Here is a 24894-nt window from a genome sequence, read left to right on the forward strand (position 1 = left end):
CACCATGATCCGCGCGGCGCCTCGAGCGCCGTCGCGAACGTAACACCAGCATCGGGGTGTCAGGACGCTGCGACTTCACGTCCGCAAGAGATCGCTCGTCCGCATGCTCTCGCGAGCTTGCTCGAACTCTCGCGGCCACCGCATCCCCGCCTCGCGTGTCGTGACGATCGCGCGCAACGCCCCTCTCGTTGAGGCGGGATGGCCGGAGATAAGCACATTTTCCGATAAGGCGAAAGAAAAATTTTCTGATAAGCGGAAAATTTTCGAAGGGGGCCGGGCAGATCGCGTTCAATGCCGCGCAGGAACGTCGGCTGCCCGCGAGCCCCATGAGCAGGATGCAGTATGTTGATCGAACACGCGACCGTCAGCCCCGTCACCGCTCCGCGGCCGCTTGGAGGATGACGCCGTGTTTCGCTGGTACAACTTCGCTCAGCTCGAGATCGGCGGACAGATGATCGGGGCGCGCTGTTGGATTAGCGCCAACTGCTAAAGTCTGTCGGCCTCCCCGCGCGCCCCGAAAAATGAGTTGCGCACCTCAAAAACCGCGCTATGGTCCTCAACCCAAAGGGGAGGAGCATGAACGCGCCGCTGACATTGCGGGATATTGCGCGGCAGGCGGGCGTGAGCCTCGCCACCGTCGACCGCGTGCTGCACAACCGGCCGGGCGTGCGCCCGGACACGGTGCGACGCGTCAAGGATGCGATGGCGCGCAGTGCGTTCCAGCCGCATGCGGCGGCCTCCGAACTCGCCCGTGCCCGCTCGCGGCGTTTTGCCTTCGTGATGCCGTCCGGTGCCAATCCCTTCATGCAGCAGATTCAGGCGCATCTCGGCGAGTTGGCGAACTGGATGGCCGCGCGCCGGCTCTCGGTCGATGTCGTCACGACGGACGTGTTCGATCCGGCTGTGCTGGCCGGCAAGCTCGAAGATCTGGTCGGTCGCGTAGACGGTGCGGCGGTGGTGGCGCTCGACCATCCGAGCGTGCGCGCCGCGATCAATGATCTCGTCGAGTCCGGCGCCAAGGTCGTGACTCTGGTCTCCGACGTGCCGTCGTCGCGGCGGCATCATTATGTCGGCATCGACAACATCGCCGCTGGCCGCACCGCGGGTGCGCTGGTCGGACGCTTCGCCGGCGGCAGGGCGGGGCGGGTCGCGATCATGGCCGGCTCGCAAGGCCTGCGCGATCATGCCGAGCGCATCTTCGGCTTCGGCCAGGTTCTCGCGGCGGAGTTTCGGCAACTTGAGGTTTTGCCGGTTGCTGAGGGGCATGATGTGGACGATCGCTCGGAGCACCTCATGCGTGAGCTGCTGACCGAGTATCGCGACATCGTCGGGCTCTACAATGTCGGCGCTGGCACGGCCGGCGTCGCCAAGGCGCTGACCGAGTCGGGGCGGGCCGATGACATCGTGTTCGTCGGCCATGATGTGACGGCGCTGACGCGCAAGCTGCTGTTGAACGGCGTGATGGATGCGGCGATTTCGCAGAACCCGGGACACGAGGCGCGTTCTGCCGTGCGCGTGCTCCTGGCGCTGGCGCGCGGCGAGCCGATCCTGAGCGAACAGGAGACGATCCGCATCGACATCGTGATGCGGGACAATCTGCCGTGAGCGGATGGCCGCGGTGACGCGGTCGGCCCGAACACGGAATGAGAAACGACCGAGGCGCTGGTTTCGAGGCGACGCAGATCGCCGAGGCGCCTGGCGGTCCGTGTGGGAGGAGTGGAGTCGTGTTTCTCGGACTGGATGTCGGCACATCCGGCGTGAAGGCCGTGCTGGAGGACGAGACGGGCGCGCTGATCGCGAACGCCTCGCGTCCGCTGTCGCTGTCGCATCCGCAGCCGCTGTGGTCCGAGCAGAATCCGGATCATTGGGTCGAGGCCGTCATCGGCGCGGTCGATGATCTCGCGCGTGAGCGTCCGCGTGAGACGTCAGCGGTGCGCGGCATCGGCTTGTCCGGCCAGATGCACGGCGCGACCTTGCTTGGTCGCGACGGCCGGCCGCTGCGTCCCGCGATCCTGTGGAATGACGGCCGCTCGCAAGCCGAATGCGCCGAGCTCGAACGCCGCTGCCCCGAATTGCACACGATCGCCGGCAATCTCGCGATGCCCGGCTTCACCGCGCCGAAGCTCGTCTGGGTGGCGAAGCACGAGCCGAAGATCTTTGCAGAGGTCGCGACGGTGCTGCTGCCGAAGGCCTATGTGCGCTATCGGCTGTCCGGCGAGATGGTCGAGGACATGTCGGATGCGGCCGGCACCCTGTGGCTCGACGTCGGCGCGCGGCGCTGGTCGGAGAAATTGCTGGCGGCGACCGGGCTCGGTCTCGATCACATGCCGCACCTGGTCGAGGGCAATGAGCGGAGCGCCGTGTTGTCGCCCGAACTGGCGCGGCGCTGGGGCATGGGCGCTGATGTCGTGATCGCAGGCGGCGCCGGCGACAACGCGGCGAGCGCTATCGGACTCGGCGCCATCCGGCCTGGCGATGCCTTCCTGTCGCTCGGCACATCAGGCGTGCTGTTCCGGGTAACCGACCGCTTCGCGCCGGCGCCGGAAGCGGCCGTGCATGCGTTCTGCCACGCGCTCGGCGGGCTGTGGCATCAGATGGGCGTCATGCTGTCGGCCGCGGCCTCGCTGGCGTGGCTGGCGCGCATTCTCGAGACGCCGGAAGCCGCGCTGCTGGCGCCGCTCGGCACGCGCGTCGAGCGTCCGAGCCCGGTGCAGTTCCTGCCTTATCTCGACGGCGAGCGCACCCCGCACAACGATGCCCATGCCGCCGGCGCCTTCGTCGGCCTGCGCAGCGCCGCTGGCCGCGGTGATCTCGTGCAGGCGGTGCTTGAGGGCGTGGCGTTTGCCTCACGCGACATGTTCGCCGCGCTCGCGCGTAGCGCGCAGCCGATCAAAGAGCTCGATCTGGTCGGCGGCGGCTCGCGCTCCTTGTTGTGGGCACAGATCATGGCCGACGTGCTCGGCGTCACCGTGCACCGGGTCGAGGAGGGCGAGGTCGGCGCCGCCATCGGCGCCGCGCGGCTCGGCCGTCTCGCCGCGACCGGCGCAGCACCGGCCGATGTCTGCCGCAAGCCGCAGCGGCTGCAGAGTTTCGAACCCCGCGCCACGCAGCGCGCGGCATACGACGCCGCCTACGCGCAATGGCGCAAGCTCTATCCCGCTCTCAAGGAGTAAACCCTCGTGAACGTCCAGGCTCCCTTCTTCCAGACCGGCGCAACCGTCACCTATGGCGGGCCCGAGTCGCGCAGCCCGCTGTCGTTCCGCTGGTACGACAAGGATCGCGTCATCCGGGGCAAGCGGATGGAGGATCATCTGCGCTTCGCGGTCTGCTACTGGCATTCGTTCTGCTGGCCGGGCAGCGATCCGTTCGGCGGCGAGACCTTCCTGCGGCCTTGGCAGCACGGCGATGATGCGCTGGCATTGGCGCGCGCCAAGGCCGACGTCGCGTTCGAATTGTTCCGGCTGCTCGACGTGCCGTTCTTCACCTTCCACGACGTCGACGCCGCGCCGGAAGGCGCGACGCTGAAGGAGTCGGTCGCCAATCTCAACGCCATCGCCGACCTGTTCGAGCAGAAGATGGCGAGTGCGAAAGTGCGGCTGCTGTGGGGCACGGCCAACCTGTTCTCGCACCGCCGCTACATGGCGGGCGCCGCGACCAATCCCGATCCGGACGTGTTCACCTACGCGGCGGGACAGGTGCGTGCCGCACTCGAGGTGACGCATCGTCTCGGCGGCGCCAACTACGTGCTGTGGGGCGGCCGCGAGGGCTACGAGACGCTGCTCAACACCGACATGAAGCGCGAGCTCGACCAACTCGGCCGGTTCGTCTCGCTGGTCGTCGAGCACAAGCACAAGATCGGCTTCAAGGGGCCGCTGCTGATCGAGCCGAAGCCGAAGGAGCCGACCAAGCATCAGTACGATTTCGACGTCGCCACCTGCTACGGCTTCCTGCGGCGCTACGATCTGCTCGACGACGTCAAGCTCAACATCGAGCAGAACCACGCCATCCTCGCCGGCCACTCGTTCCAGCACGAAATCGCGCTGGCGCAGGCGCTCGGCGTGTTCGGCTCGCTTGACATCAACCGCGGCGACGATCTGCTGGGCTGGGACACCGACCAGTTCGCGATGAACGTGCCGGAGCTGGCGCTGGTGTTCCACGACATGCTCAAGGGCGGCGGCTTCACCACGGGCGGCCTGAACTTCGATGCCAAGATCCGCCGGCAGTCGATCGATCCGGATGATCTGCTGCACGCCCATGTCGGCTCGATGGACGCCTGCGCGCGTGCGCTGATCGCCGCCGATCAGATGCTCGAGGACGGTGCCCTGACGGCGCCGCTCGCGCAGCGCTACGCCGGCTGGGACGGCGAGGAGGGACAGGCGATCCTCGCTGGCCGCCGCTCGCTCGCCGAACTCGCCGACCGCGCCGTCAACACCGGCCTCGATCCGCAGCCGCGCTCCGGCCGGCAGGAATATCTCGAAAGCGTGGTGAATCGCTATGTCTGATGACAGCAGCCTGCGCACGATGACGAATGAGGCTGAGCGAGCCGTGATGAGCACCGCCGCGCAGCCAGTCTTGGAGCCAGTCTTGGAGCTGAAGGGCCTCGGCAAGCAGTTCGGCGCGATCCGCGCGCTGCACGGCGTCGATCTTTCGATCGACGCCGGCGAGGTCGTCGGCCTGATGGGCGACAACGGCGCCGGCAAGTCCACCCTGGTGCGCATCATCGCCGGCAATTTTCCGCCGAGCCAGGGCACCATCCGTTTCGGCGGCCGCGAGGTGCATTTCCATCGTCCGATGGATTCGCGCAGCGTCGGCATCGAGGTCGTCTACCAGGACCTGGCGCTCGCCAACAATCTCACCGCCGCCGCCAACGTGTTTCTCGGTCGCGAGCTGAAGCGCAATTTCGGCCCGCTGGTGCTGCTCGACCACAAGGGCATGGAGGCGCGCGCGCTCGAGCTGTTCCGCGAGCTGCGCTCGGAGACACGCCCGCATGATCTGGTCAAGGACATGTCGGGCGGCCAGCGCCAGGCGGTGGCGATCGCGCGCACGCGGCTGTCCAACGCCAAGCTCGTGATGATGGACGAGCCGACCGCGGCGATCTCGGTGCGCCAGGTCGAGCAGGTGCTGAGCCTGATCCATCGGCTGAAGGAGCAGGGCATCGCCGTCATCCTGATCTCGCACCGCATGCCCGACATCTTCGCGGTGTGCGATCGCGTCGTGGTGATGCGTCGCGGCGAGAAGAAGGCCGACAAGCCGGTCGGCGAGACCAGCCCCGAGGAAGTGACTGCGCTGATCACCGGCGCCAAGGAGGCGGCGTGATGTCCGTTCCATCCGAGACCCGCTCCGCCGGCACCGAAGTCACCTTCACCAATGTCGGCGCCATCAGATGGTGGCACCGCGGCGTGTTCGCCTCGCAGACCGCTTATGTCACGCTGGCGCTCATCGCCCTCATCATCGTGATGAGCTTCGCCAGTCCCTATTTCCTGACCGAGGGCAATCTGCAGAACGTCGCCAAGAACTTTTCCTTCATCGCCATTGCGACGCTCGGCATCACCTTCGTCATCATCACTGGCGGCATCGACCTGTCGGTCGGCTCGATGATGTGCTTCGCGGCGATGATCACCTCGATGGTGATGACGACGCTGTCGACACCGGGGATGCCGCTGTCATCGCTGTTCGTGCATCTCGCCGCGGACGGCAAGACCGTGGTCGCCAACGTGCCCGGCCTGATCCTGATCGTCTCGGTGCTGGCAGGCCTTGCGGTCTCGCTCGTCGTCGGCCTGATCAACGGCGTCTGCATCGCCTTGCTCGGGCTGTCGCCGTTCGTGACCACGCTCGGCATGCTGTCGATCGTGCGCGGTCTCAGCTACGTGATCTCGAACGGCAAGGGCAGCTTCCCCGGCGGCCCCGACGCCGATTATTTCTATGCGCTGACGCAGGGCGATGTCTACGGCGTGCCGGCGCCCTTCATCTATCTGATCGCGCTGGCGCTGGTGATGGCGCTGGTGCTGCACCACACCGCGTTCGGCCGCCACGTGTTCGCGATCGGTGGCAACGAGAAGGCGGCGGAGCTGACCGGCGTCTCGGTGCCCCGCGTGAAGATCGAGGTCTATGTGATCGGCGCGCTCGCCGCCGGCCTGCAGGGCATCATCATCTCCGGCTGGCTCGGCTCCGCGCCCGCCAACATGGCGACGTCCTATGAGCTCAACGTGATCGCGGCGGCCGTGATCGGCGGCGCCAACCTCGCCGGCGGTCTCGGCGGACCGCTCGGCGCCATCGTCGGCTGCGTGCTGCTCGAGGTGATCAGGAACGGGCTGGTGCTGGCGCAGGTCAACTCCTACTGGCAGCAGACTCTGGTCGGCGTGATCATCATCGCCGCCGTGCTGGTGGATCGTATCCGCGCACGCCTGCTGTGACGAATACTGGCCGGGATGACAAGCGCGTCTATCCTCACCCGGAGCAGACAATCATCAGGGATAGACATGGAGGAGGGAAACCCATGAAGAAGCTGCTCTATGCGGTCGCATCGCTCGCGATCATGCTGGCCCCGGCGCAGGCCGAGACCAAATACCGCTTCGCCATCGTGCCGAAGGCGATGAACAATCCGTTCTTCGACGTCGCGCGCGACGGCTGCCTGAAGCGCGCCAAGGAGCTCGGCAACGTCGAGTGCATCTACAAGGGTCCGGTCGAGCACGAGCCGGCCACGCAGGCGCAGATCATCCAGGACTTCGTCACGCAGAAGGTCGACGGCCTGGCGATCTCGGTGGCCGACGTCGCCGCGATGACGAAGTCGATCGAGGCGGCGACCGCCGCCGGCATTCCGGTGATCACCTTCGATGCCGATGCGCCGGGCTCCAAGCGCATCGCCTATATCGGCACCAACAACAAGGATTTCGGGCTGGCGCTCGGCAAGCAGCTGCTGCAGCTCCGACCCGACGGCGGCAAATATGCCGTCGTCTCCGGCGGCCCCGGCGCCAAGAACCTCGCCGAGCGCGTCGATGGCGTGCGTGAGGCGCTGAAGGGCTCGAAGTGGACGGAGGTGGCGGGCTCGCCGACCTTCTGCAACGACGATCCCGCGCTCGCCGTGCAGCAGATGGCCGATCTGCGCACCGCGACGCCGGATCTCGGCGCCATCGTGCCGATCGGCGGCTGGCCGATGTTCGCGCCCGAGGGCTACAAGGCCTTCGTCAACAAGAACCGCAAGGACATCGACGCCGGCAAGCTGACCCTCGTCGTCGCCGACACGCTCAAGATGCAGCTCGAACTGTTGCGTGACGGCTATTCCAACGCGCTGACCGGCCAGCGTCCGTTCGAGATGGGCGAGAAGGCGATGGACACGCTGCTCGCGATCAAGAAGGGCGAGAAGGTGCCGGACGTGATCTACACCGGCCTCGATCTCGTCACCAAGGACAACGTCGCCAAGCTTCTGAACTGAGTTCCTCCCGGGGAAAACCTGGCGGTCCGGCATCCGGCTTCGGCCGGCGGCTGGGCCGCCCTTTTTGTTTGGGATGCTTAGTGCGCGTTGGTGCCGGCGCTTGAGCCGCCTCGTATGTGTGCCTCTGTCTTAGCCAACAAGATGCTGCCGATCGTCTCTCCGTCATCGCCCGCGACGGCGGACGATCCAGTATTCCAGAGACGGTCGTGGGCAATCGAGACGCCGCGGCGTGCTGGGTCATCCGCCGGAGCCTGTCATTGGGCTCGCCGAAGGTGAGACCCGGTGGCGGATGATGACAGTGCGGGCAACACGGGCCCGGACGATTGACAGCAGAAAATATCTGACTAAAGTCAGATATCATGCTCGACCCCATCTCTCGCGTCCGCCGCTTCAACCGCGCCGTCACCTCGGAGGTTGGCGCGCTCGACACCTCGTTTCTCGGGCGCGGGCGGCCGCTCGGGGCGGCCCGCGTGCTCAATGCGATCGGCCATGGCCGCAGCGACGTCGCCGATCTGCGCGACTATCTCGCGCTCGATTCCGGGCTGATGAGCCGGCTGCTGCGCAGCCTGGAGGAGGAGGGGCTGGTGACGACCAGGCCGCATCCCGACGACGCACGCCGCCGCATCGCCAGGCTCACGGCCGCCGGCCGGCGCGAATTCGAGGCCTATGAGACGCTCTCCAACGCCCAGGCCGAATCGATGCTGGCGCGTCACGGCCAGCCCGAGGCGCTTTTGGCGGCGATGGACCTGGTTGCGGCCGCGCTGGGACGCAGCCGCATCGCCATCGACGAGGTTGATCCGCGCGGCGAGCAGTCGCGCTACTGCCTCGGCGAGTACTACGCCGAGCTGTCACGCCGCTTCGAACGCGGCTACGACGTCGCGCTGTCGCGCGATCCCGACGCCGCCGACATGACGCCCCCGCGCGGGGCTTTCTTCGTGGCGCTGTCCGACGGCCTGCCGCTCGGCTGCGTCGGGCTGAAGGGCAGCGGCGGCGATGTCGCCGAGATCAAGCGGCTGTGGGTCGCGCCCGCGGCGCGCGGGCTTGGCCTCGGCCGGCGGCTGATGGATGCGGCCGAGGACGCCGCGCGAAAGCTGTCGATCACGACGCTCCGTCTCGACAGCAACAGCGCGCTGACCGAGGCCGTCCAGCTCTATCGCCGCACCGGCTGGACCGAGATCGACCGCTTCAACGACGATCCGTATCCGGATCTGTTCTTCGAGAAGCAGGTTTGAGGTCGATCTCCCGTGACGCTCGGCGCTCGTGCATCGGGCTTCAGGAACGCGAGCGCCTTGTGGTCGGCGAATTGCTAGGGGACCTCTGCGACGGACCCCGTCGGCCTGCTCGGCGTTAAGCGATGGGCAACCGGCGGGTGATTGGATGAGGGTCGTTGGGTTCCAGCGATGAGAGGCAGGCGGGCGTGCTTTGAGTCTAATTTGTTGCCTGAGCCTGACGCAATTGCGGCGAGGGCCTCGTGACTCGGGGACGCTTCTTCGCCTCACTTCACCCCAAGACTTGATCGAGCGTATAGATCGTCCTGCGCCGATCGCGCCGGCGCGGGCGGAACAGCAATGACGAATCGGGACAAGGCATGGTGACACGATCCACGGCGGCTCAGAACCTTGCAGCGATGCGGCGTCGCGGACCGGTCTTGATGACCCTTGCGGCCTTGGCGGCACTGGCGATGCCCAGCTCCGCGGCCAACGCGCGGCAGGCGCGCCCCGCGCCGGCGACCGAAGCGACGGCGCCGCGCGCGCATGGCGATCCGATCATGGCGATCGTATCGATCAAGGCCCAGAAGGTGACGTTCTACGACGCCGACGGCTGGATCTGGCGGGCGCCAGTGTCGACCGGTGTCTCCGGCCGCGAGACGCCGGCCGGCGTGTTCGCCGTGCTGGAAAAGGACAAGGACCACCGCTCGACGCTCTATGACGACGCCTGGATGCCGAACATGCAGCGCATCACCTGGAACGGGGTGGCGCTGCATGGCGGGCCGCTGCCCGGCTATGCCGCCTCGCATGGCTGCGTCCGCATGCCCTATGGCTTTGCCGAGAAGCTGTTCGACCGGACCTGGATCGGCATGCGGGTGATCATCGCGCCCGGTGACCCGGCGCCGGTCGAGTTCTCCCATCCCGCCTTGTTCGTGCCGACCGCAGAGGCGCTCGCCGCGGTGCCCTCGCGCGCCGCGACGCTCGGCCGCGAAGCCGAGGACGCCGCCAGGCTCGCCGACGAGGCCAAGGCGGCGGCTGCCGCGGCCGAGCGCGAGGCCAAGGCTCTGAAGGCGTCCTTGCGCAAGCTGGAGCAGGCCAAGGTGCGCAGCGAGGCCGAGCTCAAATTCGCCGACAGGAAGCTGGCCGCCGCCAAGACCGATCAGGCGAGGACGCTGGCCGAGGATGCGAAGCAGAAGGCCGCCGCCAAGGCGACCGACGCGGCGGCGCAGCTCGAGGCCGCCAAGTCGGACGCGACCGCGAAGCTCGCTGCGGCGACCTCGACCAAGGATGCCGCCAAGGCGGCTGCGGCCAGGAAGGTCGATACGAGCAAGGCTGCGACGGACGCCAGGCTCGCGACCGAGCCGGTCTCGGTCTATATCAGCCGTTCCACGCAGATGCTCTATGTCAGGCGCAACACGCACAAGCCGGCCCCCGACGGCGGCGGCGAGGTGTTCGACACCTCGATCGAGGCGCCGGTGACCATCCGCGATCCCGACCGGCCGATCGGAACGCATGTGTTCACCGCAGTGGCACAGAACGGCGCGGGGCTGCGCTGGACGGCGGTGACCATCGACGACGGCGACACCGCCAAGGACGCGCTCGACCGCATCACCATTCCGAAGGACGTGCTCGCCCGGATCGCGCCGACGGCCGTGCCGCGCTCCTCGATCATCGTCTCGGACGAGCCGCTGTCGAGCGAGACCAATTATCGGACCGAGTTCGTCGCGGTGCTGAGCAACCAGCCGCAGGGCGGCTTCATCACGCGCCGGCCGACGACCAATGTCGACGTTGCCAGCGGCGACGAATATGACGATGGCTTCGGCAGCTTTTTCCAGCGCAGCTGGGATGGCCAGCCCGTCGCGGCGCCGCGCCGTCGCGGTCCGCCTCCGACCTATTACCGGCCGGTGCAGCCGGGCTGGTGGTGACCAGCCGGCCTGATGCCTGACTGGGTTCGCGGGTCAGGCCGGATGGCACTTCAAATCAGTTGCGACCTGCGGGGATGACGCCGGGCCACTGCATCAGGAAAGGCTGCGGCTCATGTTGCGCTTCGGTCGCGCGCGCCACGCGCCTGACACGGTGAGGCCTGCGGGAGATCGAGCTGGTCGCCTCGCGAGCGGTCTCGATGCGTGCCAACTGCTGACGCATCTCGCCGGTGGAGGTCCGGAGCTGCTCGATGGTGACGTCGCTGTTCGCGGCCGCGGTGCGCAGCCCGCTCAGCTCGGTCGCCGCATCTTCCTGGGCGCCGCGGAGGCGGATCGTCTGGCGCTTCAGCAGCGCGAGATCGGACTCGATCTTGTCGGCCGTATCGCGGCGGCGCGCCTCGGTCTCGTCGGCGGTGGTGCGCAAGGCGGCCAGGCCCGTTTCGGCCGTGGTGAGGCTGGCGCGCAATTGCAGAAGCTCGCCGGAGGTGTCGCTCTGGCGGTCGCGCAACTGGGCGGTCTCGGCCTTGAGCTGCGCCAGCTCCGATGTCAGCGTGGCGACGCGGGTCTCGAGCGAAGGCGCTCCGGTCCCGAAGGAGAAGCTGTTGGCGCCGCCGCTGCTCCACCACATCGCACCGGCGCTGGCTGCGAGCGCCAGGCTCAGGACAATTCGTAGAGAGGCCGTGCCGCTGCTCGGCGGGGCGTCCGGCGTCTTGGTGGGTCTGCGCATCGACAGGTCTCCGGGATTTGATGGCGGCAATTATGATCATATTAAGGTTGCCAATGTTCTAAGCGCGCCGCGCCGGCAGAACATTTCATCCACGTAGTTTTGCGGGAATGCAGGCTCGCAGCCTTGAGTCGTGAGCACGATCGGCGGCGCTCAATCGTGCGGATGCAGGGACGGCGATGATCCGGCCTGGATCGCCGGCACACAATCCGGATCAGTCGGAAAAGGCTTCGTGCGTCCTCGGGATCGTGATCTAAATCGCGCATGTCCAACATTCCGCCCATCGCCACACCGCCGGCATTCGACGAACTCGCCGAGGCCATCAGGCAGCGCCGCTCGGTCTATGGCCATATCAGCGGGCTCAGGATGGACCGGTTCGCGCCCGGCGAGGCCTGGTCGACCTTGCCCTATCGTCCGGTGTTCGTCGGCGACAGCGAGACCGGCGTCATCCATGGCGGCGTCGTCACCGCGATGCTCGACGAGAGCTGTGGCATGGCGGTGCAACTCGCGCTCGACGGCAGCCGGGCGATCGCCACGCTCGATCTGCGCATCGACTATCAGAAGCCGGCGACCCCCGGTCTCGACATCAAGGCCCATGCGGTATGCTTCCGCGTCACCCGCTCGATCGCGTTCGTGCGCGCCACCGCCTATCAGGAGGAGGAGACCGCACCGGTCGCCACCGCGACCGCCTGCTTCATGATTGGCGCCAACCGCACCAACATGCTGACCGACCGGGCGGCCTTCGACGGCGTGCCACCGCCGCTCGACGCACCGGACGATCCGACGGGGCCGTTTCCCACCAGTCCGTTCGCGCGCTGCCTCGGCATCCGCTTCGCCGAGAACGACACGCTCGTGATGCCGTTCTCGCACCGGATCATCGGCAATCCCGTGCTGCCTGCGATCCATGGCGGCATGACCGGCGCGTTTCTCGAAACCGCGGCGATCGTCACCGTGATGCGCGAGCTCGGCGCCACGGCGCCGCCGAAGCCGGTCGGCCTCACCATCAACTATCTGAGGTCGGGCCGTGCGCTCGACACCATCGCATCAGCGTCGATCGTCAAGCAGGGCCGCCGCGTCGTCGCCTTCGAGGCCCGCGCCTGGCAGGACGATGCGACGAAGCCGATCGCCACCGCCTTCGGCCATTTCATGCTGCGGCAGGCGCCAGGGCAGGAGCAGGACTGAGGAAGATCGCGTCGCGGGTTGCGATCATGCCTTGCGCAGGATCTTGTCCATTGCCTTTCCCCGCGCCAGCTCATCGACCAGCTTGTCCAGGTAGCGGATCTCCCGCATCGTCGGTTCCTCGACATCCTCCACGCGGACGCCGCAGATCATGCCCTTGATCAAGGTCCGCGCGGGATTCATCGCAGGCGCCTGCGCGAAGAAGGTCTCGAAGTCCGTCTGACGTTCCAACCGGGACTCAAGCTCGTTTTGGCCATAGCCCGTCAGCCAGCAGATCACCTGATCGACCTCTGCCTTGGTGCGTCCCTTCTTCTCGGCCTTCGCGACGTACAATCGGTACACGCTCGCGAAGCTCGTCGTGTAGATGCGGTGTTTTGCCATGCTGGCTCCATCGGATCGTAGGCGACGCATGTCGGGTCGGAAAGGGGCGACGGCGCGCCCGAAGCGCGTGCTTCATGTCCGCGTTCATGATCGTAGTACAGCACGTTCGTTCGCACACGTCGGAAACGCGCGCTAGCCCGGCGGGAACATCGGAAACGACACCCCAAGCGACCACGCCAGGATCAGGCCGAGACCCAAGCCTTCGGCCAGCGGCGAGCACGTCCTACGAACGACACAGCCGCCGATCACGCCGAACACGATGAGGAACAGCACGATCACGGGGATGATGATGAGCAGGAAGAACAGCCGCTTGAGGTCGAGCGCGACTGCCCCGCCCAGCGAGGCCAGGAAGGCGGCGAATCCACACGGAGCGCCACGGCGCGGCGTGGCCGCCCTGGTTGGCGATGCTGTCGGCCAGCATGCAGGGCACCGCGCCGTGCCCTGCGCAAACCGATGGCGTCTCGTCTGCGCGGCGCAGCGTCCATGATCGGCTCCGTTTCAATCCCGAAACTAGCGCAGGAACTCGTGCGGTTACAGCGACGGCGCAGGCGAGCGTTGCGGCCGCGATCGAACGAAACGCACGCCGTTTCGTTGACAACGCCGCCGAGGCGATATTCGGTGACCCCGTTCAGCGGCGACAAGGAGGATGCATGAAACCGGAAGTCATCTGCCTGATGGCGTCGAGCGTCGACGGCCGGACATTGCCGAGCCGCTGGCGTCCGAAGGGATCGGGCGATCTGTTCGAGCAGGTGCATGACCAGCTCGGGGGCGATGCCTGGCTGATCGGCCGCGTCACCGGCCAGGAGTTCGCCAAGGGCTCGGCCTATCCGGCCGAGACCACGGAGCGAATCCCGCGCACCCATTGGATCGCGCGACGCGGCGCCAAGGCCTACGGCATCGTGCTCGATCCCCATGGCAAGATCTGCTGGGGCCGCGCCGACATCGGCGGCGATCCGATCGTCGTCGTGCTGACCGAGGCCGTGTCGGATGCACATCTCGCGGGCCTGCGCGGCGAGGGTGTCTCCTACGTCTTCGCCGGCCAGTCGAAACTCGATCTCTCACGCGTGCTGGAGATCGTCGCGCAGGAGCTCGGCGTGAAGCGCCTGCTGCTCGAGGGCGGCGGCGGCGCCAACGGCGCGTTTCTGCGCGCGGGTCTGGTCGACGAGTTCAACCTCGTTCTATGTCCGGCCGTGGACGGCGCCAAGGGGGCACCCAGCGTGTTCGATTCGACCGAAGCCGAGTCCGGCGAGCGCGCGCCGATCACGGCGATGACGCTCGAAAGCAGCACGGCGCTGGAGGGCGGCGCGCTGTGGCTGCGCTACAAGATCACCAACGGCTCGCCCTTGCCGGCCCAGGCAAGTCATGGCTGAGCGGCGAATGCACGTCATCGTCGTCGGGGGCGGTGCCGCGGGCCTGATGGCGGCGCGTGAGCTGGCCCGCGCCGGCAAGCAAGTGACGCTGCTGGAAGCGCGCGACCGCTGCGGGGGGCGCATCCATCCGCTGCCCGCGAGCAGGTTTGGATATCGCGCGGATGCCGGCGCGGAATTCATCCATGGCGAGGCGCCGGTCACCCACGCGCTGATGGCCGAGGCGGGGCTCACCTCGACGCCGGTCGATGGCGCGCGCTGGTACGTGATGGACGGCGCGTTCTCGCGCGAGGATCCTGCCGATCGGCAGATGCGCCAACTGCACCGCGTGGCGCGGCAGCTCGATCAGGATATGACCGTCACGGCGCTGCTCGAGCGTCATTTCGGCGGCGCGGAGTTTGCCGCCCTGCGCAAGTCGGTGCTCGGGATGGTGCAGGGCTATGATGCCGCCGATCCTGGTCGTGCCAGCGTGTTCGCGCTGCGCGACGAGTGGATGGGCGGCGACCGCGGTGCTCAGGCACGCATCGTCGGCGGCTACGCGGCGCTGCTCGATCATCTGGTGGCGGAGTGCCGGGCGCATGGCGTGGCGATGAAGCTCGAGGCGGTGGTCCGCGCGGTGGAGAGCTCCGATGATGGCGTCGTCGTGCGCTGCGCCGACGGCCGCGCGCAGCGCGGCGATATCGTCCTCCTGACCGTGCCGCTGCCGCTGCTGCGGACCATCGCGCTGCCGCCGGCGATGCGCTCGCAATTGGCCGCAGCCGAAGCCATCGGCTTCGGCAACGTCATCAAGCTGCTGCTGCGCTTCGAGCGCCGGTGGTGGCGAGAGGCTCGGACCGAGGACCTCTCCGACATGCTGTTCGTGCTGTCCGATGCCGACGTGCCGGTGTGGTGGACGCAGCATCCGAACGATGATGCGGTGCTGACCGGCTGGCTCGCCGGGCCGCCGGCCAGCGCTTTCGTCGCGCTCGACGATGTCGCCTTGATAGAGTCGGGTCTCTCGGCGCTTGCGAGCATTTTCTCGCAGCCGGTGGACTCGCTGAGGCAGCAGCTCCTCGCGTCGCATGTCACGGATTGGGCGAAGGATCCGTTCGCGCGCGGGGCCTATTCCTATGCGACGCTAGGATCCCGCGAGGCGCAGGATACGCTTTCGCGCTGGGATGGCGGTCGTGTCTTGATCTCCGGCGAGGCGCTGTATCGCGGGCGCGACATGGGAACGGTCGAGGCGGCGCTGGCCAGCGGGCAACAGACGGCGCGGCGCATCCTCGCGATGTGATCGCGCGCCGCGTGCATGATGTTGCGCCCGTAGGCCCACGGCGCTAGCATTCGCCGATCACCATGGAAAGGATCGTCATGCTCGATCACGTCGGTTTCCCTGTCTCCGACTTTGTCCGCGCCAAGGCTTTCTATGCGGCGGCCCTGGCGCCGTTGGGTTACGTCCTGATGATGGAGATCACCAACGAGCAGACCGGCGGCCACGGTGATCACGCCGGCTTCGGCGACGGTCGTCCGGATTTCTGGATCGGCACCGGCGGGACGGCCGCGACCTCGACGCATGTCGCATTCCACGCCAAGGATCGCGCCACGGTCGATGCGTTCTATCAGGCGGCGATCGCGGCAGGCGGACGGGACAACGGCGCGCCTGGACTGCGGCCGCATTATCACGCGAACTATTACGGCGCGTTCGTGCGCGACGCCGACGGCAACAACATCGAGGCGGTGTGCCACGCGCCGGCGTGAGGGCCGCTCACCCCTCGGGATGAGTCACGCCATCACCGGCATGTGCTCGGCGGCCGCGGCCAAGCTCGGCGCGACCACGATCTCGAGCTGCTGGCGCAGCCAGCGGTGCAGCGGGTCGTCCTGGTGGCGCAGGTGCCAGACCATGTACATCGGCATCGCCGGGCAGGGGACCGGCACCGGCGCCACCGCCAGGCCGCGCAGCATGTAGGCGCGCAGGAGGCTCGGCAGCGTCGCGATCATGCGGCTGCCGCGCAGGAACGGGCCGATGCCGCCGAAGCCCGGCACCTGCGCCGCGAACCGCCTGACGATGCCGCGCTCGGCCATGATCTCGTCGATGTCGAGGCGGCGCCTCGGCTCGTACAGTACCGTGACGTGGTCGCTGGCGAGATAGTCCTCAAGGCTCTGCGGCGGCTCGCGTTGGCCCGCATCGTAGAACACGCGATAGCTGTCCTCGAACAGCCGCTTCTGCAGGATGTCGCTGCCCTCGGGCGGGCGCGGCGTGATGATGAGCTGACAGTGCTCTTCCCGTAGCATCTCCGGCGTCGGTGCGCCGGAGGGGATGACGCGCAGGCTGAGGCCCGGCGCCTGCGCGCGGGCGTAGCGGAGCAGGGACGGCAGCAGCAGGTCGCGCTGCAGATCATTGGCCGCGATCGTCACTTGCGCGGAGATTTTCGCCGGCTCGAATGCAGCGGTGTGCGAGAAGCTCCGGAGGTCGTCGAGCAGCGCGCGGGCGCGCAGCGCCAAGAGCTGCGCATGCGCGGTCGGCACGATGCCGCGGCCGGACTTCACGAACAGCGGATCGCCGGTGATCGCGCGCAGCTTGTCGAGCAGATGGCTGACGGCCGACTGCGTGACGCCGAGCCGCTGCGCAGCGCGGGTGACCGAGCCCTCCTCGATGACGGCGAGCAGGAGCTGCAGCAGGTGGCCGTCGAGGTCCAAATGATCGAATTGGCTCATGGATCGGATCGGTCGCGCGGCCTTTATTGACGGTGTCTGTCAGCGATACTGGCGGGCACGAACGGCGCCGCGTTTGATCCAGATCAAGCGCGGCCGTTCGAAACACGACCAGGGGAGGCTCAGATGTCCACCACGTCAGCCCGGCAGCCCGTGCCCGGCACCACCATCTTCGACGGCGAGCAGGCCCGCAAAGGCTATGCGCTCAACAAGATGTGCTACTCGTTCAACGATGCCGCCAACCGCAAGGCGTTCGTCGCCGACGAGGACGGCTATTGTGCCAAATATGGCCTCAACGCGCAGCAGCGCGCGGCGATCAAGAATCGCAATGTGCTCGAGCTGATCGAAGCCGGCGGCAATGCCTATTACCTCGCCAAGTTCGCCGGCATCTTCGGTCTGGACATGCAGGACATCGGCGCGCAGCAGACCGGGCTGACGAAAGAGCAGTTCAAGGCCAAGCTTCTGGCGGCAAGGGGTTGATCATGGCGAAGATCGTAGGTTGCATCACCACGTCCCACGTTCCGGCCATCGGCGGCGCGATTGCCAAGGGGTTGCAGCAGGACCCGTATTGGAAGCCATTCTTCGACGGTTTCCCGCATGTGCGCGAATGGCTCGCCAAGGCCCAACCCGATGTGGTCGTGCTCGTCTATAACGACCACGGCCTCAACTTCTTCCTCGACAAGATGCCGACCTTCGCCGTCGGCGCGGCCGACAGCTATAGCAATGCCGACGAAGGCTGGGGCATTCCGCAGACCGCGCCGTTCAAGGGTGACAGCGAATTGTCCTGGCATTTGATCGAGCATCTGGTGAAGGAGGATTTCGACCTCACCACCTGCCAGGAGATGGTGGTCGATCACGCCTTCACGCTGCCGATGGCGCTGTGCTGGCCCGATCAGAAATGGCCGGTGCGGGTGGTGCCCGTGGTCGTCAACACGGTGCAGGCGCCGCTGCCGTCGGCCGCGCGCTGCTACAGGCTCGGCCAGGCGCTGGCGCGGGCGATTCAATCCTGGCCGAAGGACGAACGCGTCGTCGTCATGGGCACCGGCGGCCTGTCGCATCAGCTCGACGGCGAGCGCGCCGGCTTCATCAACAAGGATTTCGACGAGAAGTTCATGGCCAGCATGGTCGACGATCCCGCCTGGGCGACGAAGTATTCGACCACCGAGCTGGTCGAGCTGTCGGGCACCCAGGGTGTCGAATTGCTGAACTGGATGGTCGCGCGCGGCACCCTGCCGGAGAAGGTCCGCAAGGAGCATTCCAACTATCACATCCCGATCTCCAACACGGCGACCGGGCTGATGGTGCTGGAGCCGGTGTAGCGGCTCCAGCGGGATTTTTGGTGCGGAAGGTGATGACCGAGAGCTATTCCGCCAACGACCATCACGCGGTATGGGTCCCGGCTCAAGGCCGGGACGACAGCAGTGTGTTTGGTACGACCGCGCCACATCACCGGTGTCGTCCCGGCGAACGCCGGGACCCATACCGCGGATGCTATCGAGGAACGTGACTGTCAGCTTCTGTGCGGCGGCGAGCACGGTCTCAATGCCGGCCGCTACGCCTCCGCCCGTGGCGGATGTTGATGTCAGCTCGCCGCGTTGTCGTCGTCGCCCTGGATCTCGGCGATGGCGCGGGTCAGGATGCCGCTGACGCGCTTGGCCTCCTCGTCGCTCCAGCCGGGGCGGTGCATCTTGAGCGCCATCTTCAGGGTCTGCACCGTCTGCAGCACCTGCTCCGGCGGGCGCATGCCGCCCATGGTGCGGGCCATGATGCGCAACCGGCTCAGCAGGCCCTCGATCGCCGCCTCGTCGTCCTTCAGCGCCTGGCGTCCGGCGTCGGTGATCGCGAACAGCTTCTTGCCGCCCTCGGCCGATGCGGCTTCGATCTGGCCCATGTCCTCGAGCAGGTTGAGGATGGGATAGACCGAGCCGGGGCTCGGCGAGTAGGAGCCGCCGACCAGCTGCTCGACCGCCTTGATCAGCTCGTAGCCATGGCGCGGCTTCTCGCCGATCAGCCACAGCAGCAGGCTGCGCAGGTCGCCGGGGCCGAAGAAGCGACCGCCGCCGCCCCGTCCGAACTCCTCGCGGCCGCCGCGGCGGCCGCGCTCGAACAGGCCGGGTCCTCGCGGGCCGAAGCCGGGACCGCGGCCGCCGAGGCGGACGTCCTCGCAGGCCTCGCCGAAGCCATGCCCGCCGCGATGGCCCCAGCCGCGCTCCTCGCGATCATCGTCCCAGCCACGACGCCCGAATTTCCAATGATGATGTCTCATACGATATGATCTCCGTTTCGTATAAACGATATATCGTTATCATCTTACGTTTGTCAACATCGATCGCTTCGGTTGCCTCGACCTTTGATTTAAGTGCATGAGTTAAAAAGTATTTTTGCCGCGCGTTTTACGTTGTCGCTTCCGCCGTGTGAGCCGTTGCCGCCGGTTCGGTCGTCGTGCCGCGATGAGCGATCAGCGCATAGGCGACGGGGACCACGAACAGCGTGAACAGGGTGCCGATGGCGAGCCCGGTGGCGATCACCAGCCCCATGTTGAAGCGCGACACCGCGCCGGCGCCGCTCGCGGTGATCAGCGGGATCACGCCGAGCACCATCGCCGCCGTGGTCATCAGGATCGGACGCAGGCGGACGGTGGCCGCCGCGATGATCGCCTCGGTGCGATCCTTACCTTGTTCGCGCAGCTCGTTCGCGACCTCCACCATCAGGATGCCGTGCTTGCTGACGAGGCCCATCAGGGTGACTAAGCCGACCTGGGTGTAGATGTTGATGCTGGCGCCGCCGATGCCGAGGCTGATGAAGATCAGCGCGCCCGCCAGCGACATCGGCACCGACACCAGGATGATGATCGGATCGACGAAGCTGTTGAACAAGGCGGCGAGCGCCAGGAAGATGATGATCAGCGCGAACACGAAGGTGGTGACGAAGCCGCCGGATTCCTGCTCGAGCTGTCGCGACGCGCCGCCATAGTCGATCGAGTAACCCGATGGCAGCGACTTCGCGATCTCCTTCAAGGTGGCGAGCGCGTCGCCCATCGCGATACCCGGCATCGCCACGCCGGAGATGGTTGCCGCATTGATCTGCTGGAAGTGATTGAGCGACTCAGGGATCGTCTTGCGCTCGAGCCGGGCCACGGTCGACAGCGGCACCATGGCATTGCCGCTGGTGCGGATCGAATAGTCGAGCAACTGACTGTCGGTGAGGCGGTCGTTCTGCCGGACCTGGGGGATCACCTTGTAGGAGCGGCCCTCCAGGCTGAAATAGTCGAGATAATTGCCGCCCAGCATGGTCGCGAGCGCGCCGCCGAGATCGCTCATCTTGAGGCCGAGATCGGCGGCCTTGTCGCGATCGAACACCACGGTGGTCTGCGGCTTGTCGATCTTCAGATCGCTGTCGAGGAAGATGAATCGGCCGCTCGCCAGCGCCTTTGCCATGAAATCGCGCGACACGTCATTGAGCTCGCCGAACGCGCCGGTGGTGCCGATCACGAACTGGACCGGCAGGCCGTTGCTGCCCGGCAGCGGCGAGGGCTGGAACGCCACCGAGCGGGCGCCGGCGATGCCGTTCAGGAGCTGCTGGAATTCCGGCTGCAGGGTCTTGGTCGTCGCCTTGCGCTGATCCCAGGGCTTCAGAACCCAGCCGCCGATCACCTGTGTCGAGGTGTCGATCTGGAACACGGTGCGCGTCTCCGGGCGCTGGGCGATCAAGCCATACAGCTGCTGGCCGTAGAACTGGCGCTGCTCGAGCGTGGCCGAGGGCGCCGAATTCGTCAGCGACAGCACGATGCCCTGGTCCTCGTCCGGCGCAAGCTCGCTGGTGGAACTGACATAGAGCCAGGGAATCATCGCGAGCAGCAGCAGCGCGAACACCACCACCACCGGCTTGGTCGCGAACACGCTTTCGAGCCAGCGGCGATAGAAGTGGGCGAGCCGTTCGAGCACATGGTCGATCGTCCTCACCAAACGCGCCTCGAACGTGGTGGCGTCGCGCTCGGTCCGGCGCAGCAGCCAGGCGCAGTTCATCGGCGAGAGCGTCAGCGCGATCACCGCCGAGACGGTGACGGCGCCGGCGAGCGTGAAGGCGAACTCGGTGAACAGGGCTCCGGTCAGGCCGCCCTGGAAGCCGACGGGCACGTAGACCGCGATCAGGACCACGGTCATCGCGATGATCGGGCTCGCCAGCGCCCGCGCCGACTGGATCGCGGCTTCGACCGGCGGTACACCCTCGTCGATCAGGCGGTGCACGCTCTCCACCACGATGATGGCGTCGTCGACGACGAGGCCGATCGCCAGCACCAGGGCCAGCAAGGTCAGCAGGTTGATGGAGAAGCCCATCAGCAGCATCAGGCCGAAGGTGCCGATCAGCGACAGCGGAATGGCGATCACCGGGATCAGCACCGAGCGCCACGATCCCAGGAACATGAACACGACGACAATTACGATCCCGATCGCCTCCACCAGCGTATGGATCACCTCGTCGATGGACGAGTTCACGAAATCGGTGGAGTCGTACAGGATCTCGCTGGTGATGCCGTTCGGCAGCTGTCGCTGCAGCTCCGGATAAACAGCCTTCACGCCGTTGATGACGTCGAGCAGGTTCGCCGTTGGCGCCACCTGGATGCCGATGTAGACCGCGGTCTTGCCGTTGAAGCGCGTCGCGCTGTCGTAGTCGTCATTGCCGAGCGTGACATTGGCGACATCGCGCAGGCGGATGATGGCGCCATTGACCTGCTTGACGACGAGATTGCGGTATTGCTCCAGCGAATGCAGATTTGTCGCGGCGGCGAGGTCGACCTGCACGAGGCGGCCCTTGGTGGTGCCGAGCCCGGAGATGTAGTCGTTGCCCGACAGTGCCGTCGACACGTCGGTCGCGGTCAGGCCATAGGCCGCGAGCTTGTCGGGGTCGAGCCAGGCGCGCAGGGCGAATTTCTTGGCGCCGAGCAATTCGGCGGTCTGCACGCCGGAGACCGCCTGCAGCTTCGGCTGCACCACGCGCGTGAGGTAGTCGGTGATCTGGTTGGGTGCCAGCACGTCGCTCGCAAAGCCGATATACATCGAATCGATGGTCTGCCCGACCTTCAAGGTCAAGGTCGGCTGCTGCGTGCCGGTCGGCAGCTGGTTGAGCACCGAGTTCACCTTGGCGTTGATCTCGGTCATCGCCTTGCCGGAATCATAGTTGAGCCGCAGGTTCACGGTGATGGTGCTGCTGCCGGTGACGCTGGTCGACGTCATGTAGTCGATGCCGTTGGCCTGGGCGATCGCGTTCTCCAGCGGCGTGGTGATGAAGCCGGCGATGATGTCGCTATCGGCACCGGCATAGGCCGTGCTCACCGTGACGATGGCGTTCTGCGTGCGCGGATATTGCAGGATGGCGAGCGTCGTCATCGAGCGCAGGCCGAGCACGAGGATGAGGGCGCTGACCACGAGCGCCAGCACCGGCCGGCGGATGAAGATGTCGGTGAAACGCATGGTGATGACTCTGATGAGCGCGGGCTGGCCGGACTATTGGTCGACGACATCCGGCGCGGCTTCCGCGACCGGTACGTGTGAGTTGTCGATTCTCACCGGGCTGCCGTTGCGCAGCTTGATCTGTCCCGCGATCACCACCGTCTCGCCCGGCTTGATGCCGTCGGTGATCGCGATCCGGTCGCCCTTGGCCGGCTTGCTCTTGACGAACATCTGCCGCGCCTTGCCCTGGCCGTCCTTGAGATCGTCGACGACGTAGACGAGATCGCCGTAGGGGTTGCTGACGATTGCCGTCAGCGGCAGCGTGACGAGCTGCTCCGGGCTGCCGGTCGCGATCTCGACCTTGGCGAACATGCCAGGCAACAGCCGGGCGGCCTCGTTGTGCAGGGTGGCGCGGACCTGGACGTTGCGGCTGGTGGAATCGACCTTGGCGTTGATCGCCGAGATCTGGCCGGTGAAGCGCTCGGATGGGAAGGCATCCACCGTGATGGCGACGTCCTGGCCGATCCGAATGTCGGCGAGCGACTGCTGCGGCAGATAGAAGTCGACGAAGATGGGATCGAGGCTCTGCAGGGTGACAATGGTGGTGCCGGCGCCGAGATACTGCCCGAGATCGACGGCGCGGATGCCGAGCCGGCCGGCGAAGGGCGCCTTCAGGGTTTTCTGCTCGACGATCGCCTTCTGCTGCGTCACCAGGGCCTGCGCGTTCTTCAGATTGGCGCGGTCGCTGTCGAGCGTGGCCTGGCTGACCGCGTTGAACTTGATCTGCTCCTCGTCGCGCTTGACGACGATGGCATAGTTCTCGGCAGTCGCCTGCAGCGACTGCAGCTTGGCGACGTCGTCGGTCGCGACCAGCTGCAGCAATTGCTGGCCGGCTTCGACGGTGTCGCCCGAATTGAACTGGATGCCCTGCACGATGCCTGCGGCCTGCAGCGCCAGATCGGCGCCGTTGACGGCGCGCAGCGAGCCGACCGCGGTGAGGTTGGAGCGCCATGGAGCGGTCGCCGCAACGACCGTCGAGATCGTCTGCGGCGGGTTGGCCATGGCGCCGATCGCCTTGGCGATCATGATGCCCTTGAATGTCTGAAAGCCGTAGAGGCCGCCGAACAGCACCGCCATGGCGGCCAGCATGATCGTCATGCGTTTCTTCATTACATTGCTTCCTGGGTCGTACGATTGGGACCGGCGAAGTAGCCGGGATTGGCGCGGGGCAGCGCCGCCGGGGTCTCGTCCTGGCGATTCCACCAGCCGCCGCCGAGCGCCTGGAACAGCGCCGCGGTGTCGCTGAAGCGCGTGGCCTGCGACTTGATGCGGGAGACGCGTGCGTTGAGATAGGATTGCTGCGCGTTGATGACGTTGGCGTAGGGCACGGCGCCGCTCTTGAACTGCTCGACCGCCATGGCGAGACTGTCGGCCGTGGCTTTCTCGGCGGCAGCCTGGGCCTTCAGCGCCTCGGCGTCGTACTGGATGGCGCGCAGCGAATCCGCAACGTTCTGGAACGCGGTGATGACCGTGCTCTTGTAGAGCGACAGGTCCTGCTCGAAGGTGGCGACGTCCGCCTCCTTGGTGTGATACAGCGTGCCGCCGTCGAGCAGTTTCTGGCTGACGCTCGAGGCCGCATCCCACACGATGGTCGTCGGCGAGAACAGCCGACCCGGTCCGCTTGCGCCGTAGCTGCCCGACAACGTCACCTGCGGCAGCAGATTGGCGACGCCAACGCCGACCGTCGCTGTGGCCTGGTGCAACGTAGCCTCGGCCTGCCGGATGTCCGGACGCTGCCGGACGAGCGAGGAGGGCAGTGACACCGGCAGCTTGCGCGGCAGCCGCAGCTCCGCGAGGGTCACATGCTCGCCGCGGTCCTGGCTCGGCAGCCGGCCGAGATAGGCCATCAGTTGATTGCGTTGCTGCGCGAGTTGCTTCTGCAGCGGCGCCAAGGTCGCCTTGGCCTGCGCCAGCGTCGCCTCCTGCGCCAGCACATCGGATTTTGAGATGGCGCCGACGTCGAACTGGCGCTGGATCCGGCCGAGCTGATCGGTCTCGGCCTTGATGATCTCCTCCGTCGCCGCAATCTGGTCGCGCAGCGAGGCGTCGGTGATCGCGGCCGTTACGACATTGGCGGTCAGCGCGAGATAGGTCGCCTCCAGCTTGAACGCCTGGTAGTCGGCCTGCGCCTGCAGCGCCTCGACCTGGCGTCGCGTGCCGCCCCACAGATCGAGCGCGTAGCTGACGCTTACCGACGTGCCATAGAGCGTGTAGAGCGAGGTCTGGCCGGGCCATTGCCCGCTCTGTGTGGTGGAGGCCTGGGTGCGTTCGGCGGATCCGCTCGCGCTCAGCTGCGGAAACAGCGCGCCCTGTTGAGACAGCGCGTTCTCGCGCGCAGCACGCAGCGCCAATTGCGCGGCTTCGATGTCCGGGTGGTTGCGAATCGCTTCCTCGACGAAGGCGTTGATCTGCCGGGAATGAAACAGCGCCCACCAGGTGCCGGGCAGATCGCCTCCGGGTGCGAAGCTCTGCACATTGCC

Annotated in this window: 22 protein-coding genes; 14 read left to right on the forward strand and 8 right to left on the reverse strand. The window is 66.7% G+C overall.

The features are described 5' to 3' along the window. Positions 1-576: 576 nt before the first annotated feature. The 8 genes from QX124_RS31575 (at position 577) to QX124_RS31610 (ending at position 10565) form a co-directional block, all read left to right on the forward strand. Positions 577-1605: a LacI family DNA-binding transcriptional regulator gene (locus tag QX124_RS31575; RefSeq protein WP_315799282.1), complete on the forward strand. Its 1029-nt coding sequence runs from the start codon at positions 577-579 to the stop codon at positions 1603-1605. A 119-nt stretch (positions 1606-1724) separates the two neighbouring features. Next, on the forward strand, positions 1725-3173 hold the full coding sequence (gene xylB, locus QX124_RS31580) for a xylulokinase (protein WP_315799283.1): 1449 nt from the start codon (positions 1725-1727) through the stop codon (positions 3171-3173). A 6-nt stretch (positions 3174-3179) separates the two neighbouring features. Beyond that, entirely contained in the window at positions 3180-4502 is a 1323-nt protein-coding gene (gene xylA / locus QX124_RS31585) for a xylose isomerase (protein WP_315799284.1), read from the forward strand. Positions 4503-4548: 46 nt separating this feature from the next. Then, positions 4549-5316 (forward strand): ATP-binding cassette domain-containing protein, encoded by a 768-nt coding sequence (locus QX124_RS31590; protein WP_315779455.1) that lies wholly within the window; start codon positions 4549-4551, stop codon positions 5314-5316. Beyond that, the gene (locus QX124_RS31595) at positions 5316-6413 is read left to right on the forward strand and encodes an ABC transporter permease (RefSeq protein WP_315773080.1); all 1098 of its coding nucleotides are present in this window, start codon (positions 5316-5318) and stop codon (positions 6411-6413) included. Before QX124_RS31590 ends, QX124_RS31595 begins: the two co-directional genes overlap by 1 nt. Before the next feature lie 83 nt (positions 6414-6496). Beyond that, entirely contained in the window at positions 6497-7432 is a 936-nt protein-coding gene (locus QX124_RS31600) for a sugar-binding protein (RefSeq protein ID WP_315758434.1), read from the forward strand. A gap of 359 nt (positions 7433-7791) precedes the next feature. After that, on the forward strand, positions 7792-8664 hold the full coding sequence (locus QX124_RS31605) for a helix-turn-helix domain-containing GNAT family N-acetyltransferase (RefSeq protein WP_315741208.1): 873 nt from the start codon (positions 7792-7794) through the stop codon (positions 8662-8664). Between the two features lie 356 nt (positions 8665-9020). After that, the gene (locus QX124_RS31610) at positions 9021-10565 is read left to right on the forward strand and encodes a L,D-transpeptidase (RefSeq protein ID WP_315799285.1); all 1545 of its coding nucleotides are present in this window, start codon (positions 9021-9023) and stop codon (positions 10563-10565) included. A gap of 55 nt (positions 10566-10620) precedes the next feature. Here QX124_RS31610 and QX124_RS31615 read toward each other — a convergent pair whose 3' ends face one another. Continuing rightward, complete coding sequence (locus tag QX124_RS31615; protein WP_315799286.1) at positions 10621-11289, reverse strand: hypothetical protein; 669 nt, start codon at positions 11287-11289, stop codon at positions 10621-10623. A gap of 261 nt (positions 11290-11550) precedes the next feature. Here QX124_RS31615 and QX124_RS31620 point away from each other — a divergent pair, with 261 nt between their 5' ends. After that, entirely contained in the window at positions 11551-12468 is a 918-nt protein-coding gene (locus tag QX124_RS31620) for a PaaI family thioesterase (protein ID WP_315799287.1), read from the forward strand. A 24-nt stretch (positions 12469-12492) separates the two neighbouring features. Here the strand turns inward: QX124_RS31620 and QX124_RS31625 are convergent, their stop codons facing one another. Continuing rightward, positions 12493-12846 carry a DUF2200 domain-containing protein gene (locus QX124_RS31625; RefSeq protein WP_315776349.1) on the reverse strand — a complete coding sequence of 118 codons (354 nt, stop codon included), beginning with the start codon at positions 12844-12846 and terminating at the stop codon, positions 12493-12495. Between the two features lie 132 nt (positions 12847-12978). Next, a complete protein-coding gene (locus QX124_RS31630; RefSeq protein ID WP_315776350.1) occupies positions 12979-13125 on the reverse strand; it encodes a hypothetical protein in 147 nt (48 codons plus the stop codon). A gap of 371 nt (positions 13126-13496) precedes the next feature. Between QX124_RS31630 and QX124_RS31635 the strand changes: the two genes are divergently transcribed. The 3 genes from QX124_RS31635 to QX124_RS31645 all read left to right on the forward strand — a co-directional run bounded on the left by QX124_RS31635 (position 13497) and on the right by QX124_RS31645 (position 15950). Continuing rightward, entirely contained in the window at positions 13497-14216 is a 720-nt protein-coding gene (locus QX124_RS31635) for a RibD family protein (protein ID WP_315741214.1), read from the forward strand. Beyond that, positions 14209-15486 (forward strand): NAD(P)/FAD-dependent oxidoreductase, encoded by a 1278-nt coding sequence (locus QX124_RS31640; RefSeq protein WP_315776351.1) that lies wholly within the window; start codon positions 14209-14211, stop codon positions 15484-15486. The genes QX124_RS31635 and QX124_RS31640 overlap by 8 nt, the downstream gene beginning before the upstream one ends. 77 nt (positions 15487-15563) lie before the next feature. After that, positions 15564-15950 carry a VOC family protein gene (locus tag QX124_RS31645; RefSeq protein WP_315741223.1) on the forward strand — a complete coding sequence of 129 codons (387 nt, stop codon included), beginning with the start codon at positions 15564-15566 and terminating at the stop codon, positions 15948-15950. Positions 15951-15974: 24 nt separating this feature from the next. On the opposite strand, the gene QX124_RS31650 is transcribed toward QX124_RS31645, so the two are convergent. After that, positions 15975-16907, reverse strand: a complete 933-nt coding sequence (locus QX124_RS31650) for a LysR family transcriptional regulator (RefSeq protein WP_315776352.1) — start codon at positions 16905-16907, stop codon at positions 15975-15977. A gap of 123 nt (positions 16908-17030) precedes the next feature. Between QX124_RS31650 and QX124_RS31655 the strand changes: the two genes are divergently transcribed. Both QX124_RS31655 and QX124_RS31660 read left to right on the forward strand, forming a co-directional pair. Beyond that, positions 17031-17384 carry a protocatechuate 4,5-dioxygenase subunit alpha gene (locus QX124_RS31655; protein ID WP_315758446.1) on the forward strand — a complete coding sequence of 118 codons (354 nt, stop codon included), beginning with the start codon at positions 17031-17033 and terminating at the stop codon, positions 17382-17384. Positions 17385-17386: 2 nt separating this feature from the next. After that, positions 17387-18223, forward strand: a complete 837-nt coding sequence (locus QX124_RS31660; RefSeq protein WP_315741218.1) for a class III extradiol dioxygenase family protein — start codon at positions 17387-17389, stop codon at positions 18221-18223. Positions 18224-18486: 263 nt separating this feature from the next. Here the strand turns inward: QX124_RS31660 and QX124_RS31665 are convergent, their stop codons facing one another. From QX124_RS31665 to QX124_RS31680, 4 genes are all read right to left on the reverse strand, one after another. After that, complete coding sequence (locus QX124_RS31665) at positions 18487-19170, reverse strand: PadR family transcriptional regulator (protein ID WP_315779473.1); 684 nt, start codon at positions 19168-19170, stop codon at positions 18487-18489. 127 nt (positions 19171-19297) lie between these two features. After that, positions 19298-22375: an efflux RND transporter permease subunit gene (locus QX124_RS31670; protein ID WP_315799288.1), complete on the reverse strand. Its 3078-nt coding sequence runs from the start codon at positions 22373-22375 to the stop codon at positions 19298-19300. Positions 22376-22408: 33 nt separating this feature from the next. Further along, a complete protein-coding gene (locus QX124_RS31675; protein ID WP_315799289.1) occupies positions 22409-23524 on the reverse strand; it encodes an efflux RND transporter periplasmic adaptor subunit in 1116 nt (371 codons plus the stop codon). After that, positions 23524-24894 (reverse strand): efflux transporter outer membrane subunit (locus QX124_RS31680; protein WP_315799290.1); only part of this gene is annotated, 1371 nt, incomplete at its 5' end. The genes QX124_RS31675 and QX124_RS31680, both read right to left, overlap by 1 nt.

The sequence above is a fragment of the Bradyrhizobium sp. SZCCHNRI3043 genome (assembly GCF_032377735.1).
In the GTDB taxonomy this organism is placed as follows: Bacteria; Pseudomonadota; Alphaproteobacteria; order Rhizobiales; family Xanthobacteraceae; genus Bradyrhizobium.

Coding starts and splice junctions, on each gene's coding strand:
- QX124_RS31660 (WP_315741218.1), top strand. CDS start 17,387: ATGGCGAAGATCGTAGGTTGCATCACCACGTCCCACGTTCCGGCCATC.
- QX124_RS31620 (WP_315799287.1), top strand. CDS start 11,551: ATGTCCAACATTCCGCCCATCGCCACACCGCCGGCATTCGACGAACTC.
- QX124_RS31670 (WP_315799288.1), bottom strand. CDS start 22,375: ATGCGTTTCACCGACATCTTCATCCGCCGGCCGGTGCTGGCGCTCGTG.
- QX124_RS31615 (WP_315799286.1), bottom strand. CDS start 11,289: ATGCGCAGACCCACCAAGACGCCGGACGCCCCGCCGAGCAGCGGCACG.
- QX124_RS31590 (WP_315779455.1), top strand. CDS start 4,549: ATGAGCACCGCCGCGCAGCCAGTCTTGGAGCCAGTCTTGGAGCTGAAG.
- QX124_RS31625 (WP_315776349.1), bottom strand. CDS start 12,846: ATGGCAAAACACCGCATCTACACGACGAGCTTCGCGAGCGTGTACCGA.
- QX124_RS31635 (WP_315741214.1), top strand. CDS start 13,497: ATGAAACCGGAAGTCATCTGCCTGATGGCGTCGAGCGTCGACGGCCGG.
- QX124_RS31600 (WP_315758434.1), top strand. CDS start 6,497: ATGAAGAAGCTGCTCTATGCGGTCGCATCGCTCGCGATCATGCTGGCC.
- QX124_RS31605 (WP_315741208.1), top strand. CDS start 7,792: ATGCTCGACCCCATCTCTCGCGTCCGCCGCTTCAACCGCGCCGTCACC.
- QX124_RS31575 (WP_315799282.1), top strand. CDS start 577: ATGAACGCGCCGCTGACATTGCGGGATATTGCGCGGCAGGCGGGCGTG.
- QX124_RS31640 (WP_315776351.1), top strand. CDS start 14,209: ATGGCTGAGCGGCGAATGCACGTCATCGTCGTCGGGGGCGGTGCCGCG.
- QX124_RS31610 (WP_315799285.1), top strand. CDS start 9,021: ATGGTGACACGATCCACGGCGGCTCAGAACCTTGCAGCGATGCGGCGT.
- QX124_RS31595 (WP_315773080.1), top strand. CDS start 5,316: ATGTCCGTTCCATCCGAGACCCGCTCCGCCGGCACCGAAGTCACCTTC.
- QX124_RS31650 (WP_315776352.1), bottom strand. CDS start 16,907: ATGAGCCAATTCGATCATTTGGACCTCGACGGCCACCTGCTGCAGCTC.
- QX124_RS31645 (WP_315741223.1), top strand. CDS start 15,564: ATGCTCGATCACGTCGGTTTCCCTGTCTCCGACTTTGTCCGCGCCAAG.
- QX124_RS31675 (WP_315799289.1), bottom strand. CDS start 23,524: ATGAAGAAACGCATGACGATCATGCTGGCCGCCATGGCGGTGCTGTTC.
- QX124_RS31655 (WP_315758446.1), top strand. CDS start 17,031: ATGTCCACCACGTCAGCCCGGCAGCCCGTGCCCGGCACCACCATCTTC.
- QX124_RS31665 (WP_315779473.1), bottom strand. CDS start 19,170: ATGAGACATCATCATTGGAAATTCGGGCGTCGTGGCTGGGACGATGAT.